Source organism: Brevibacterium renqingii, from assembly GCF_017808095.1.
In the GTDB taxonomy this organism is placed as follows: Bacteria; Actinomycetota; Actinomycetes; order Actinomycetales; family Brevibacteriaceae; genus Brevibacterium; species Brevibacterium renqingii.
The window spans coordinates 104867-120175 of sequence record NZ_JADBHG010000008.1; the positions used below are offsets into that span (position 1 = coordinate 104867).

At 66.8% G+C, this 15309-nt stretch carries 10 protein-coding genes; 5 read left to right on the forward strand and 5 right to left on the reverse strand.

What is annotated here, in order from left to right:
• Window positions 1–137: 137 nt before the first annotated feature.
• The 3 genes from IIE29_RS14440 to IIE29_RS14450 all read right to left on the reverse strand — a co-directional run bounded on the left by IIE29_RS14440 (window position 138) and on the right by IIE29_RS14450 (window position 3969).
• On the reverse strand, window positions 138–1598 hold the full coding sequence (locus IIE29_RS14440; RefSeq protein WP_209325999.1) for an APC family permease: 1461 nt from the start codon (window positions 1596–1598) through the stop codon (window positions 138–140).
• 271 nt (window positions 1599–1869) lie between these two features.
• Complete coding sequence (locus tag IIE29_RS14445; RefSeq protein WP_209326000.1) at window positions 1870–2166, reverse strand: antibiotic biosynthesis monooxygenase family protein; 297 nt, start codon at window positions 2164–2166, stop codon at window positions 1870–1872.
• 444 nt (window positions 2167–2610) lie between these two features.
• Window positions 2611–3969, reverse strand: coding sequence for a site-specific DNA-methyltransferase (locus tag IIE29_RS14450; RefSeq protein ID WP_209326001.1), 1359 nt, complete (start codon window positions 3967–3969; stop codon window positions 2611–2613).
• Window positions 3970–4006: 37 nt separating this feature from the next.
• On the opposite strand from IIE29_RS14450, the gene IIE29_RS14455 reads away from it, so the two are divergent.
• Window positions 4007–5524 (forward strand): FAD-dependent oxidoreductase, encoded by a 1518-nt coding sequence (locus IIE29_RS14455; RefSeq protein WP_216629798.1) that lies wholly within the window; start codon window positions 4007–4009, stop codon window positions 5522–5524.
• Between the two features lie 13 nt (window positions 5525–5537).
• Window positions 5538–6749: an alpha/beta hydrolase gene (locus IIE29_RS14460; RefSeq protein WP_209326002.1), complete on the forward strand. Its 1212-nt coding sequence runs from the start codon at window positions 5538–5540 to the stop codon at window positions 6747–6749.
• Here the strand turns inward: IIE29_RS14460 and IIE29_RS14465 are convergent.
• Complete coding sequence (locus tag IIE29_RS14465) at window positions 6743–8194, reverse strand: XRE family transcriptional regulator (RefSeq protein WP_209326003.1); 1452 nt, start codon at window positions 8192–8194, stop codon at window positions 6743–6745. The two genes, IIE29_RS14460 and IIE29_RS14465, sit on opposite strands and share 7 nt — an antisense overlap.
• Before the next feature lie 176 nt (window positions 8195–8370).
• Between IIE29_RS14465 and aceA the strand changes: the two genes are divergently transcribed.
• From aceA to IIE29_RS14480, 3 genes are all read left to right on the forward strand, one after another.
• The gene (gene aceA, locus IIE29_RS14470) at window positions 8371–9666 is read left to right on the forward strand and encodes an isocitrate lyase (RefSeq protein WP_209326004.1); all 1296 of its coding nucleotides are present in this window, start codon (window positions 8371–8373) and stop codon (window positions 9664–9666) included.
• Window positions 9667–9942: 276 nt separating this feature from the next.
• A complete protein-coding gene (gene aceB, locus IIE29_RS14475; RefSeq protein ID WP_209326005.1) occupies window positions 9943–11553 on the forward strand; it encodes a malate synthase A in 1611 nt (536 codons plus the stop codon).
• Between the two features lie 156 nt (window positions 11554–11709).
• Complete coding sequence (locus IIE29_RS14480; RefSeq protein ID WP_209326006.1) at window positions 11710–12099, forward strand: universal stress protein; 390 nt, start codon at window positions 11710–11712, stop codon at window positions 12097–12099.
• Window positions 12100–12202: 103 nt separating this feature from the next.
• On the opposite strand, the gene IIE29_RS14485 is transcribed toward IIE29_RS14480, so the two are convergent.
• Complete coding sequence (locus tag IIE29_RS14485; RefSeq protein ID WP_246475967.1) at window positions 12203–15172, reverse strand: FAD-binding and (Fe-S)-binding domain-containing protein; 2970 nt, start codon at window positions 15170–15172, stop codon at window positions 12203–12205.
• Window positions 15173–15309: the final 137 nt, after the last annotated feature.

Here is a 15309-nt window from a genome sequence, read left to right on the forward strand (position 1 = left end):
CCTCCTACAGATAGAAACGCCCCCCTCACCGTTAGCCGCATATCGTCCCGTTGAAACGGGAGGCTATGCGACCAGCGACGAGGGGTGCTGTGCTCGGGTGCCGGCGACGCGAGGTGTCCGCGCTGGCTCAGCCGCGTCTACTTTCCGCGGAGGGCCTTGACCTTGGCGAGAAGTTCGGTCTCCGCGTTCGGGCCGGCCTTGATGCCGGTGGGCAGTCTGAACATGAACCAGATGCCGACGAGCAGCCACACGGCGAAGCCCACCCACGACTGCCACGCCAGCTGGGCCGAGACCGGGGTGATCGGGATGTAGAGGATGAAGAGGATGAGCGTGAGCACCGAGGAGATCACGCCGATGATCACGCCGCCGTTGCGCGGTCCTCCGATGCGCAGAGGCCGTTCCATGTTCGGTTCGCGCTTGCGCAGGATGAGGAAGCCGACGCTGACGAGGAAGTAAGCGATGACGATGGCCGGCGATCCCGCGTCGACGATCCAGCCGAGGGCGGCGGTGCCGAAGAACGGCGCGATCGCCGAGAGGAGGCCGATGAAGATGATGGCGTTCGACGGGGTGCGGTACTTCGGGTGCAGCTTGCCGAACCACTTTGGGATCATGCCTGCCGCGGACATCGCCCACATCAGGCGGGATGAGCCCATGAGGAAGGCGTTCCACGAGGTGATGATGCCGGCCAGACCGCCGGCGATGACGATCTTGCCCCACACGGTCGAGTCGAACATGATCGACAGGGCATCGGCGGTGACGAGATCGTGGGTGCCCATCTGGTCGGCGGGCATCGCCATGGACGTCGTGCCGATGATGACGACGTAGAAGACGATCGCCATGATGACCGAGAGGACGACGAGTTTGCCGATCTTGGCCGGAGGAAGCTTGACTTCCTCGGCGGACTGCGGGATGACGTCGAAGCCGACGAAGAGGAACGGCACGACGGCCATGACACCGATGAAGCCGGCGCCGCCTCCGGTGAACAGCGGCTCGGTGTTCTCGAGCTTGCCGCCGACGAAGCCGCCGGTCAACAGCATGAGGCCGACGATGATGAGGAACCACACGACGAAAGTCTGCACCAAGGAGGCGACCTTGACTCCGCGGATGTTCACGAAGGCGATGATGATCGCGGTGATCGTGCCGACCAGGGCCCAGGTGAGGTAGACGTCGAAGCCGGCGACGTTCCACAGCTTGATCTGTTCGAGGTTCGGAAACAGATAGAGCGCGGTCTTCGGCACCGATACGGCCTCGAACATCACGACGCTGATGTAGCCGCCGGTGATGGCCCAGGAGCCGAACAGCGAAACGCGAGGACCCATCGCACGGATGAGGTAGTTGTGCTCACCGCCGGCATGTGGCATGGCCGCGACCATCTCCGAATACACGGTGCCGACGAAGCACATGATGACGCCGCCGACGGCGAAGGCGATGATCGCGCCGAGCGTGCCGGCGCCGTTGAGCCATTCTCCGGTGAGCACGACCCAGCCGAAGCCGATCATGGCACCGAAGCCGATGAAGAGGGCGTCAACCGTGCCGAGGGCGCGGACGAAGCCATGTCCCCGGTCATCGGAGACGGTCTGGGTTTCAGGCTGACTCATGGGATACCTCGTCACTTCTCTGTGGATGGATAAGTGGTGCGCCGCGGGCGCGAGTCGACGCGCGCGAGCTCCGAGAGGCAGAGTAGCAGGATTCTGAAAGTTACTGGAGAGTCGATCGCCCGACTGCCCGAAGACCGTTGAGATACCCGGTGAATCGATCAAGGACGCCGACGCAGAGGTCGACGTCCTTGACTGTGACGCTCACTTGCCGAGGTCGACGTCCTTGACTGTGACGCTCACTTGCCGAGGTCGACGACCTCGACTGTGACGTTCACTCGCCGAGGTCGACGACCTCGAACTCGAGGAGGTTCGCAGATTCGGTGACGGGCTTCTTTCCCATGGATTCGTGCGCCGAGGTGCGGTTCGCGCGCCAGTTCTCGAAGTCCTCGCGGGTCGCCCACTGAGTGTAGACGAAGTACTGGTCGCCTCCGGCGACGGGACGCAGCAGCTGGAAGCCCTCGAACCCGTGGGCGTCATCGACGGAATGCTTGCGTTCGGCGAAGCGCTTCTCGAGTTCGGGACGGGCGGCCTCGGGGACGGTGAGGGCATTGATAGCGACAACGGACATGGCTGTTCCCTTTCAGCAGAGACTTCGTTTGTCGGCGAACCGTGACGCTTCAGTCGTTGCGGTCATGCGACCCCCGAGGTCGGCGATGCTCGTGCGAACACCTCGACTCCGGCGTGAGAGCCGCAACCTCGAAGCGAACGTCAGGCTCACCCTTGAGCCTACGACCTCGACCCGAGCGCCGACTGAGGAGTCCAACTGTCTGCACGCAGAGTCTCATTTCCCAGTGACCTCCGAACAGACCGGAGCACATGCGAGCGCCGAACGAGTCAGGTCAGGGCCGAACGAGTCAGGTCAGGGCGGAGCTGCGGACGAGCTGTGCGCGCCAGACTCGAAGATCGCGACGCTCCCGACCCGGGGCCAAGGCGTTTGTGGTCACTGCGCCGAGGCGAATCCGGTGAATCGGGTCTTTCGCCTCGGTGCAGTGACCACAAACGCGGTGCAGGCCTACTCGCCCTCGACGACGTCGAGCCGGGTGAACGGCAGTCCGGGGGAGTGGACGTCGGCGGCGCGACGGATGCGTTCGGCGGTGAGCTCGCTGATCGTCGGGAACTCGGCGTCGCCATCGCCCCCGCCCGAGCCTGCCCCGCGAGACCCGCCGATTCCGCCCGAGCCTGCCCCGCGAGACCCGCCGATTCCGCCCGAGCCTGTCCCGCCCGAGGCAGCCTCGGCGCCGTCCCCGGCCCGCTCGTCCTGGGCAGCAGCCACGGCGCGGGCATTCTTCGATCGCAGGGGCTCCGGGGTCTGCACGAGCACGAACGACCGCGACCCCGAATCCCGTTCGTTCGCGGCCATCACCGCCTGCGCCGTGGTCCCGGAACCGGCGAAGAAGTCGAGGACGATGGCCTCGGGATCGAAGAACGTCTGCGAAGCCACGAGCGCCTTGACCAGTTCCACGGGCTTCGGATAGCTGAACACCCCGGCCAGCCCCAGCGGTTCGAGATCGTTCTGCCCGCCGAGGGCCTTGATGATCGAGTACATCTTCGAACTGGCCTTCTCCGCCGGCGTCACCCGCACCACCGCGTGCTTGCCCGCCTCCCCCCACGGGCGCAGAATGTACTCGCCCGAGTCCAGCTTCGCGTCCACCTCGGCGAGCTTCTTCTCTCCCTTGACGGCGAGGATGTCCTCGTACATCAGCCGCCGCTCGGATCCGCGGGCATAGCGTCCGAACCCGGCACGCAGCACATCGGTCTCCACGAGCATCCGGTGTCCGTCGATGACCTCGAGCTTCGCCGGTGACTTCTTCTCCGTGAGGAACGGCCCCACCCGGCTCGCGTCCCGCCCCCAAACGTGCACATAGTCGTGCCCGCGCACGAAGGACGGCGCATTGCCCCCGCCCTTGGCGCGCTGATGGATGAGCGTGCCCAGCGAATTGTCCTCGCCGAAGATCTCATGCCCGAGCAGCTGCGCCCACGCACTCTCCTGGTCATCGAGGTGCAGGAACAGCACGCCGTCGTCGCGCATGAGCTCGCGGGCCAGCAGCAGACGCGGAGTCATGAAATTCAGCCAGCTGGCGTGATCGTGCCCGTGGTCCTTGTAGGTGTGTGCATTGCCCGTGTTGTACGGCGGGTCGATGTAGACGACCTTGACCCGCCCCTGATGCGTGGCCAGCAGCGCCGTGAGCGCCGGCAGATTGTCCCCGACGACGAGGAGGTTCTCGCGCGGATCGGGAACGTAGGGTTCACCCCCGTCGCCGAGGCGCAGCTGCGGGCCATCGCCGAGGTGGGGGTGGGACTGACCATCGAGGAGGCGACGACCGAGGGCGAACGCCTGGGCCTTGCCCGGCCATTCCAAGACGGTCGTCATCCTTCTCCTTCATCCCGAACGGTGCCAAGATTGCTGTATGAGTATTTCACGAGTGGCCGTGGTCGGTGCCGGCGTCCTCGGAGTCGCCGCAGCTCGCGAGGTCACCAGGAGACTCCCCGACGCCGCAGTCACCGTCATCGACAAGGCCGATTCCGTGGCCGCACATCAGAGCGGTCACACCTCCGGCATCGTCGATGCCGGACTCGAACAGATCCCCGACTCCACCGCGGCCGCGCTCGCCCGCCGAGGCGTGCAGCTGCTGATTCCCTATATGGCCGAACGCGGCGTGCCCTACCGCGAATGCGGACAGCTGATGATCGCGCAGAACACCGACGAGGCGGAGCGGCTCGAAGAGCTCTTCGCCCGGGCCGAGGACAACGCGATCCCCGGCGTGCGCCTGCTCGAACGACACGAGATCCGCGAGGTCGAACCCGCAGTCAGGGGTGTCCTCGGGCTGTGGGCTCCGCACGCCGCCGTCGCCGACTTCGCGGCACTGGCCGAGGAGCTCGCCTCCGATGTGCGCCTCGCCGGCGGCACCATGCGCTTCGGGACCGAAGTGACCGGATTCGACGTCATGAGCAACGAGGTCCGGCTGCGGGGACGCACAGCACCGGCGCGAGCCGAGCCCGCTGAGCGCGATGCGGAATCCGGTGCAGAACACGGCGCGGATGACGAGCCTGAAACCGCCGCAGATGATGCCGACCGACGAGCCGAACAGGTCCACGACCGACCGCGGACCTACCGAGGTGACGAGACCCGGGAGCCGATCATCGGCGTCGGCGATGAGCTGCGCGATCGCTTCGGCGAGCAGGAGTGGTTCAAGCAGGCCGAGTCGACGATCGGACAGTGGCGAGAGAAGCTGTCGAGTTCGTGGTCGCGCAGCTCCGACACCCGCCCCGCAGACACACCGACCGAGGAGGTCCTGGGCACCTTCGACATGGTCATCGTCTGCGCGGGGCTGCAGGCCGACCGACTCGCGGTGGCCGCCGGATCGGACGCACAGCCCCGGATCGTGCCGTTCACCGGCGATCACTACACGGTCCCGCCCACCGGCGCCGAGGCGGTCCGCGGCATCGTCGGCTCCGTGCCCGACCCGCACGCCCCCTTCGCCGAGACCTCGATCCTCCGCGGACTCGACGATGCGCTCGTCCTGGGCCCCAACACCTTCGTCGCCCTCGGCCGGGAGACCTATGACAGGCGCGGCTTCGACCTCGGCGACATCGGATCGACAGCACGGTTCAAGGGCTTCTGGAAGTACGCCGCGCAGACCGCCAGGACCGCGGCCCGCGGCGTGAGGCCCAGGGTGAGCAGGTCGGCGTTCGTCGACGGAGTGCGCAGATTCGTTCCCGGACTCGAGGCCGCATCCGTCGAGGAGGGCTCGCGCGGGGTCCGCGCACAGGCGATGAACGACGACGGTGAGCTCATCGACGACCTCGTCACGACCGTCCGCGGCCGGCTGACCATGGTCAGGGCCGTCCCGAAGTGGGGAGCCACCTCGGCGCTGGCCATCGCCGAGACCATCGTCGACCGGGTCATGGAGGGCCTGGCCCGCTGACGGGCAGGCGTCGATGATCGAAACAGAGCAGCTGTGCACGTGGTCCCTGGAATCCGAACGCGACGACTGGACGCTGCGCATCCTCCTGCGTGGTGAGAACATTCCCGCCGACTGCCGACCGGGCCCCGAACAGTCCCTCTTCGCCGACCTCAACGGAATCACCGGCCGCGCCGATGTTGCCCGAGGGATCATGGTCCAGCAGGAGGGCTCGGGCGGCGACGCGTATGCGATCGACCTCGAGGTTCCCCGCGGATTCCGCGGCAGCCTCCACTTCATGCCCGTGCCCACAGGGCTCAGCACCGCCGACCGTCCCACCTGGCTCGACGCGCTCGACGGTGCCTTCGTCCCGACACGCCACCCCGGTCTGCGGGTGGCGCGCAGCATGCGCGGCATCAGCGTCCTCGAGATCGCGGCTCCTGACGCCCACCCGCTGCGGTGGTCTGTTCCCGATCCTCTCCAGCCGCATCGGCTCCGCATCGGTTCCCGCGATGTCGAGGAACGCCTCGTCACCCTCGATTCCACGCCGAGGCGGATCTGGATCTGCCGTCCGCAGCGGGCGCCCGCCTCGGCACCGGTGCTCGTCGTCTTCGACGGGCGAGGGTTCGTCGACGGCGGACTGCTGGCGGCAATCGAGGAACTCGACTCGCCTCCGTCGGCGGTCATCGCGATCGATCATGAACCTGCCGATGCTGACGTCGCGGACTCGGTCCTGGGAGGGTCGACGCTGCCTTCCGGTCCGCGCGGTTCCGCCCTGCCCGCCTCTGGCCTGCGGGCCTCCGATCTCGTGATGAATCCCCGCTTCTGCGACGACGTGCTCGACCTCGTCGCGAGCCTGACGCCCGATCCTGACCACGCGGCACGCACGCTCGTCGCCGGAGCCTCCTACGGCGGTTTGGCCGCCGCCTACTTCGCCCTCCGCCATCCGCAGCGCTTCCGCGGAATCTGCCTCTCACCGTCGTTCTGGCAGACCGACGCCGCCGGGCGCAGGATCTGGCATCACATGCCCGAGCCCGGCACCTGCCCACGGCCGGCGTTCGTCATCGACTACGGCACACTGGAGACTGCGATCGCCGATGCCGTCGCCGAGGCGGTCCCGGAGTTCGCCGCCCGCGGACTCGACATCGAAGCCCGGTCATTCGTGGGCGGTCACGAACACCTGTGGTGGCGCGAACTCCTGCTCGTCCGCCTCGGCGAGGCCCTCGCGGAAGACCCCGCGCCTCACTGAGAGTGGCGTTCGAGGAATTCGTAGACCTCGGTGTCGTCGACACCGGGCACCGCGCCCGGCGGCACCGCGGCCAGCAGCGAAGCATGCATCCGGGCTGAGGGCAGCGCCTGGTCCTCCCATTTCTCCGCCAGATCCTGCGGCGCCTGCCGGCAGCAGGACGGCTCGGGGCATTCGGACTTCGAGCGGATCTGTGACTCCCTGCCCTCGAACCAGCGCACATGGGAGAACGGAACGCCGACGCTGATGGCGTAATCGCCGCCCGGCAGGACGCGTGCGGTGCACCAGAACGACCCGTGCGGGGTGTCGGTGTACTGGTAGTAGGGGCTGAAGCGGTCGGCGACGCGGAAGACCGTGCGCGAAGTGAAGCGCTTGCAGGCGAACTGCCCCTCGATCGCGCCGAGCGGGTCGGTGGGGAAGGGCAGGCCGTCGTTCGAATACGCCTTGTGGATCGTGCCCGAGTTATGGACCTTCATGAAATGGACGGGCAGCCCGAGGTGCTCGGTGGCGAGGTTCGTGAACCGGTGCGCGGCCATCTCGTAGCCGACGCCGAACATATCGCGCAGATGCTCGACGGAGAGCACGCGCTTCTTCTTCTCCTCCTCGAGCATCGGCACAGCCGCCGATTCGGGCAGCAGGATCGCAGCGGCCAGATAGTTCGCCTCGACACGCTGCTGGAGGAACTCGTGGAAGTCCTTCGGCGAGTCGTAGCCGAGCACATGCGGGGCCAGGCTCATCAGCAGGTGGGAGCGCGGATCGAACGCGGCATCGGCGTTGGGCAGGTAGAGCCGCTTGTTCGCGGTATCGGAGATCGACCGCGTCGAGTCCGGCAGGTCCGAGACGTAGTGGAGGCTGAAGCCGAGCTTCTCGGCGATGAGCGCGGTCTGCCGCTGCGAGACCGTGCCCGATTCGTAGCCGACGAGGTCGAGCAGCTCGGCCGCGGTGGACTCGAGTTCGGCGAAGTAGTTGTTCTTCTCCCGCATCCGGTCCCGCAGCTCACGGTTCGCGCGCCGGGCCTCCTCGGGGGTGGCCGCGCGGCGTTCGAGAGCTTCGCCGAGCTGGCGTTGCAGACCCACGATCGCCTCGAGCGCATCGGCCGGCAGGGACTTGATCCGCACCTGCGGCAGACCGAGGGACGAGTACATGGGCGAGGCCTGATTGCGTTCGGCCTCGAGCTCGAGGGCCTGCCGTTCGTCGATCGGGGCGGGGTCGATGAGCTCGGCGACATCGGTCCGCAGGGCCTTGGCGATCGCGGCCAGGAGCGTGACAGAAGTTTCTCGCTTGCCGTTCTCGATCGTCGAGATCTGCGAGGCCGCACGCCCCACTTCCTGCCCCAGCTCGTTCAGCGTCAGACCACGCTGTTTGCGAAAAAATCGAATTCTTCTGCCGATGCTCAGCTGATCGGTCTGCTGGTTCTCTGTGTCGACTTCGGCTCCAACGCTGACCAAGGCCGCTCCAATCGGTTCTGTGTGCCAGTTCACTCTCGTGAGAATCAGTATGACAGAACGGCGAAATTTCTGAAACCGGAAATATCGAGATTATTCATTCAAAATTCCCCTACCGGAGCACTTGCGGCCCCCACAGAATGAATACATCAACCCCGATCGACGAGGAGAGAAAGACAATGACTGACAACACCACGCAGAGCAACCTGCACGATGCCGAGGCCATCCGCCGCGATTGGGCGACCAACGCCCGCTGGTCGGGAGTCGCTCGTGACTACGAGCCCGAGGACGTCGTCAAGCTGCGCGGTTCGCTGATCGAGGAGCACACGCTGGCCCGCCACGGAGCCGAGCGCCTCTGGGACCTCATCAACACCGAGGACTACGTCAACGCACTCGGCGCGCTGACCGGAAACCAGGCCGTCGAGCAGGTCAAGGCCGGACTCAAGGCCATCTACCTCTCCGGCTGGCAGGTCGCCGCCGACGCCAACGCCGCCGGCCAGACCTACCCGGACCAGTCGATCTACCCGGCCAACTCGGTGCCGCAGGTCGTGCGCCGGATCAACAACGCACTCATGCGCGCCGACCAGATCGAGACCTCCGAAGGTCGGAAGAACGTCGACGACTGGTTCGCCCCGATCGTGGCCGACGCCGAGGCGGGCTTCGGCGGCACGCTGAATGTCTACGAACTCATGCGCTCGATGATCAACGCCGGCGCTGCCGGCGTCCACTTCGAGGATCAGCTCGGTTCGGAGAAGAAGTGCGGCCACCTCGGCGGCAAGGTCCTCGTTCCGACCTCGCAGCACATCCGCACCCTCAACGCGGCTCGACTGGCGGCCGACGTCGAGAACGTGCCCAGCCTCGTCATCGCCCGCACCGACGCCGAGGCGGCCACGCTCATGACCTCGGACATCGACGAGCGCGACCAGCGCTTCGTCACCGGTGAGCGCACCGCCGAGGGCTTCTACAAGATCACCAACGGCATCGAGGCGGGCATCGCCCGCGGTCTGTCCTTCGCTCCCTACTCGGATCTGCTGTGGATGGAGACCTCGACGCCCGATCTCGAGGCAGCCAAGCAGTTCGCCGAGGCGATCAAGGCCGAATACCCCGACCAGATGCTGTCGTACAACTGCTCGCCGTCGTTCAACTGGCGCAAGCACCTCGACGATGCGACCATCGCGAAGTTCCAGCGCGAGCTGGGAGCCATGGGCTACAAGTTCCAGTTCATCACCCTGGCCGGCTTCCACGCGCTCAACTACTCGATGTTCGATCTGGCCCACGGCTACGCCCGCGAGCAGATGAAGGCCTACGTCGACCTGCAGGAGCGCGAGTTCGCCGCCGAAGACCGCGGATACACCGCTACTCGCCACCAGCGCGAGGTCGGCACCGGGTACTTCGACCTGGTCTCGACGGTGCTCAACCCGGATTCCTCGACCACCGCACTGGCCGGATCCACCGAAACCGCTCAGTTCAGCTGAGCCGACGCGCTCGGTTCAGCCGAGCGAACAGGCCGCGCGACCTGCCTCCCAGCGGGGAGGCGGTCGGCCGGCCACCACATACCCGGCGCGGATCGGCAATGTTTTCACGGGGTTTGCATTGTCGGTCCGCGCCGTCACACCACACGCTTCGAACCCCGACCGGGCACAGAGATCCCCGGAGCAGCACCACCGCAATCGGCGGGCCGTCCAGGCTCCGTCCATCCAGGCAGCACCACACAAACCAGGCAGCACACTACGACGGGTGAGGAGAAGCCCATGTCTTTCATCAAGATCAACGCGCCGCTCGAAACCGGCTTCGGCACCGTCCTCTCGGAGCCCGCTCTGACGTTCATCGCCACACTGCACGACGAGTTCGCCGGCACCATCAGCGACCTGCTGCGCACGCGCCGCAACCGCGCGGCCGAAATGAACGGCGGGACCCTACCGCGGTTCAAGCCCGAGACGGCCCGCATTCGTGCCGACCGGTCCTGGACCGTCGCCGGATCCCAGGGTGCTCCCGGCCTCGAAGACCGCCGCGTCGAACTCACCGGCCCGGTCACCGAGCCCGAGGTCGTGGCCGCGCTGAACTCGCAGGCCAAGGTGTGGCTCGCCGACCTCGAAGACGCCACGAGCCCGACCTGGGTCAACGTCATCGGCGGTCAGCTCAACCTCTACCGCGCCATCCGCGGCCAGCTGCCCGGAGTGCACAACGACAACCAGCCGACCATCGGACTGCGTCCCCGCGGCTGGCACCTGCCGGAGAAGCACCTGCTCTACGTCGACGACAACGGTGAGGAGTTCGCAACCTCGGGTGCGCTGGTCGACTTCGGCCTCTACTTCTTCCACAACGCCCGCCACCTCATCAGCCACGGCTCCGGCCCGTACTTCTACCTGCCGAAGCTCGAGTCCTCGCAGGAGGCCAGGCTGTGGAACAAGATCTTCGTCCACGCCCAGAACATGCTCGGCATCGAGCAGGGAACCATCCGCGCCACCGCGCACATCGAGACCATCACCGCGGTGTTCCAGATGGAAGAGATCCTCTTCGAGCTGCGCGAACACTGCGCCGGACTCGAAGCCGCCGGCTGGGACTACCTGTTCTCCGTGGTGAAGAACCTGCGCAACTCCACCGACTACGTTCTGCCCGACCGTGAGCGTCTGACGATGGATCTGCCGCTGATGAAGGCCTTCACCGACCGTCTCGTCGCCACCTGCCACCGCCGCGGAGCACATGCGATCGGCACCATGTCCAACCTCATGGCCGAACATCCCGACGAGGCCTTCGTCGCCGCCGAGTTCGCCCGCATGCGTGAGGACAAGGCCCGCGAGGCCTGGCAGGGCTTCGACGGCACGTGGGTCGCCGATCCGGCTCTCGTGCCGGCTGCGCTGGCCGTCTTCGATGCGGCGCTGGGCTCGCGTCCGCACCAGCTGGAGAACAAGCGCCCCGATGTGCAGGTGACCAGCGACCACATCCTCGACGTCACCGGTCTCGAGCCGATCGTCACCGAGGAGGGCGTGCGGGTGAACATCCGCGTGGCCATCGGGTACATGAACGAATGGCTCGGCGGCAATGGGCACGTGGCGCTGGAGAACCAGCTCGAGGACGTGTCCACCGCGGAGATCTGCCGTTCGCAGATCTGGCAGTGGATCCGCCACGAGGTGACCCTCGACAACGGCCAGCAGCTGACGCCTCATCTGGCCGAGCGCTACCTCGGTGAGGAGCTGGCCGCGATGGAGCGCCGTCCCGACGACCACTTCGACGAGGCTGTGGAGATCTTCCGCGCCACGGCGCTGGGCGAGACCTTCGCCGAGTTTCTCACCATGCCGGCCTATAACGAGCATCTGGTCGATCGAGTGTCGAAGACCGACGCCGAGGTGTTCGTCGCCTGACCTTCCATCCCTGCTGCAAGGCGGTATTGCAACCTCGCGAGGTTGCAATACCGCCTTCGCGCTGTCTGCCGGGAAAGGAGCCGCCGGCGAGCCGGGCGGGACGTCATGGTGAGACCGGAATGACTGATGTGCGCGGCTGACAATATACTGGGAGCCATGACGATTCTCATTGGCTACCTACCTGCTCCCGAGGGTGAGGCTGCTCTGCGTGCGGGTTTCGCGGAGGCCAAGCTGCGGTCGAGCACTGCCGTCGTGATCAACTCACAGCGCCGAGGTGCCAGCGGGACTCCGACCGAGATCGGTGAGGACGAGATCAAGAGGATCGTCGACCTCGGCAGGGAATCGGACATCGAGGTCGAGGTGCTCCAGCCCGACCACGAGGACGACCTGCCTGGCACGCTCAACGAGCTTGCCACCGAATACGAAGCCCAGCTCATCGTCATCGGCCTGCGCAAACGCTCGGCGATCGGGAAATTCATCCTCGGATCCCAGGCTCAGCGGATCCTCCTCGAAGCCGAAGTTCCGGTGCTCACCGCGAAGGCCTGAGCGGCCGGTCGCGGCGAAGGCCTGAGCGGCCTGTGGTGACGAGGGCCTGAGCACCTCGCCCCATGAGGGCCTGAGTGCTCGTCCCACGAGGGCCCGAATGCCCCTATCGCTGGGGTTCCAGCCCCCAGCCCCAAGCCAGCAGTTCGGCCAATGACACGCCCGCGGCGTCGCTGAGGTCCGTGATCTGCGTCCGACACGAGTACCCGTCGGCGAGCACCACCTGCAGGCGTGACTCCGTTCCCGCCTCGGCGCTCTGCTTCCGCAGCGCCGGCAGCAGAGCCACCTCGGCAACGGCGACCGAGGTGTCGAAGTGTCCTTCCTCGACACCGAAGTTCCCGGCCAGACCGCAGCAGCCGCCGAGGAACTCGCTGCTCGCTCCCGCTCGAGCCAGAAGCTCCTTGTCCGCGGCGGTGCCGAAGATCGCCGACTGATGGCAGTGCGGCTGGACGAGTGCTTCGACTCCGCCGAGGTCGGGCAGTTCGGCGCCGATGCTCAGCAGGTACTGGGCCAGGGTCTGCACCCGATCGGCCACCCTGTTCGAGGCCTCATCGGCGACGAGTTTGCGCGAATCGTCCTTGAGCGTGGCCAGGCAGGAGGGTTCGACGCCGATGATCGGCACATCCCCGGTCGCGTCCAGGGCCGTGATCGTCTCCGAGAGGTTCGCCCGCGCAGCGTCGAGCTGACCGGTCGAGATCAGCGCCAGGCCGCAGCACACGGTCTGATCGATCACGCGCACCGTGACGCCGGCGTGCTCGAGTACGGCGACGGCCGCGGCGAGGCTGCGCGGGGTGAAGTGGTTCGACCAGGAGTCGGCGAACAGGACCACCTCGGCGGTCTCGCCTGACCCACCCGATTCGGCCCGGGGCGTCCGGGCGGCGTCCGCATCCTGCGCGTCATCCGGCCGCACGCCCGCCTCGGCGCCGGTCGCCCACCACTTGCGGAAGGTCGTGGCAGCGAACTGCGGGATCGAACGACGCACGTCGATGCCGCCGATCCGCTTCGCCACCGTCGAGACGACCGGCAGGCCCGTCACTCGATTGACCACGGGTGCCAACGGGGCGGACAGGCGCGCGATCTGCGGGAGGAAGCCGAGCACATAGTGCTTCATAGGCCGCAGTCTGCCGCGGTAGGACTGGTAGAGGACCTCAGCCTTGTACGTGGACATGTCCGTCCCCGTCGGGCACTCCGTGCCGCAGGCCTTGCACGACAGGCACAGGTCGAGCGCCTCGTGGACCTCGGGGGAGTCCCACCGCGGTTCGAGCAGATCTCCGGAGACCATCTCCTGCAGCACCCGGGCGCGCCCCCGCGTCGAATGCCGCTCATCACGTGTGGCCTGGTAGGACGGGCACATGGTGCCCCCATCGGCTGCCGAGTCCGCACGGCACTTGCCGATCCCGGTGCACCGGTGCACGGCCGAGGCGAAGCCCGCGGACTCGCCTTCGTAGGCCATGGCCAGGCCGCCGGGCAGCTCCTGACGCAGGGGCAGCTGAGTCAGCCGGATCGATTCGCTGAGCGCATCGGGATCGACGATGACACCCGGGTTGAGCAGGTGCCGTGGATCGAACAGTCTCTTGACCTCGGCGAACAGATCGATTGCCGCAGGGGTGTACATGAGGGTGAGCAGTTCGGAACGCGCCCGGCCGTCGCCGTGCTCGCCGGAGACCGAGCCGCCGTAGCGCGCCACGAGCTTCGTGGCTGCGACCATGAACTCCCGCATCACCTGGGGGCCGTTCGGGTCCTCGAGCGGGAAGTCCACGCGCATGTGCAGGCAGCCGTCCCCGAAATGACCATAGGGGATGGCCCACAGTCCGTGCTCGTCGAGCAGCTCCATGAGATCGTGCAGGTAATCGCCGAGGTGGTCGACCGGAACCGCAGAGTCCTCCCATCCGGCGTGGGCATCGCGACCGTCGGGGGTGCGGGAGACGAGACCGGCGCCGTCAGCGCGGATCCCCCAGACCTCGGCGGCGGCTGCGGCGTCGAGGACCGCCGAGTCCAGCGACTGCGATTCGGTGATGAGCCGCTGCGTCTCCCGTTCGAGCTCAGGTTCGTCCTCACCGGTGAGTTCGACGACGAGCCAGCCGCCGCCTTCGGGCAGGTGCGGAATCGCCTGGGCTCCCTTGGTCGCGATGACCCGGTCGAGCATGCGCGAGTCGAGGCCCTCGCAGGCGGCGACGGGGAAGTCTTTCAGCAGCGGCGCGTCGTGGGCGGCCGCGACCATGTCCTCGTAGCCGAGCACCACCGCCGAGGTGAAGCTCGGGTTCTTGACCAGCCGCATCTTCGCCGCCAGGATGATGCCCCATGTGCCCTCGGTGCCGGCGAAGGCGCGGCGCAGATCAAAGCCGTTCTCCGGCAGGAGGGATTCGAGCCCGTACCCGGAGACCTGGCGGGAGAAGGTGCCGAAGTCCCGCCGGATGGTCCCGAGGTGCTTCGCGACGAGTTCGTGCAGACGAGGGAACGTCTCGGAGCAGTCCGTATCGTCGAGGGTGACGACGGTGCCGTCGACGAGCATGACCTTGAGCGCGAGGATGTTGTCGCCGGTGCGTCCGTAGCCCAGGGCCCTGGGGCCGCAGGCATTGTTGCCGATCATCCCGCCGATCGTGCAGCGCGTATGCGTGGAGGGGTCCGGACCGAAGCGCAGCCCGTGCGGTCTGGCCTGCTTCTGCAGGTGGGCGTGGATGCAGCCGGCCTCGACCCACGCCGAATGCTCCTGCGGGTCGAGTTCGAGGACCTCATTCATATGGCGGGAGAAATCGAGAACGATCCCGCGGCCGATGGCATTGCCCGCGATCGAGGTCCCGGCCCCGCGGCTGGTGATGGGCACCCCGAGGCGGCGCGAGATCGCAAGGACGCGGCGCACCTCGTCCTCGTCTCGAGGGAAGACGATGGCGGCGGGGACGAGCCGGAAGAGAGAGCCGTCGGAGGAGAAAGCGGCTCTGTCCGTGCTCTCGGTGCTGAAGTCGCTGATGCCCGCGGCACGGAACTCGACCGCGAGTGTGGTGGGCAGCGGTGTCGTGGACTCGTCGTCATCGACGGTCGCCCGATTCGCGCCGGTGGGATGGGCCATAGTCGTCATGTCCGCATTGTGCCACTTGGGTTGCCGGAACATCGAGTCCTTTCGCCTCGGAACGGGTCGTCGCAGAAGTCATCGCCAACTCATAAGAAAGTTATCGTTTCGTTATCTCGCAAGCTCAGAACGGCGCTCTTGTGTGG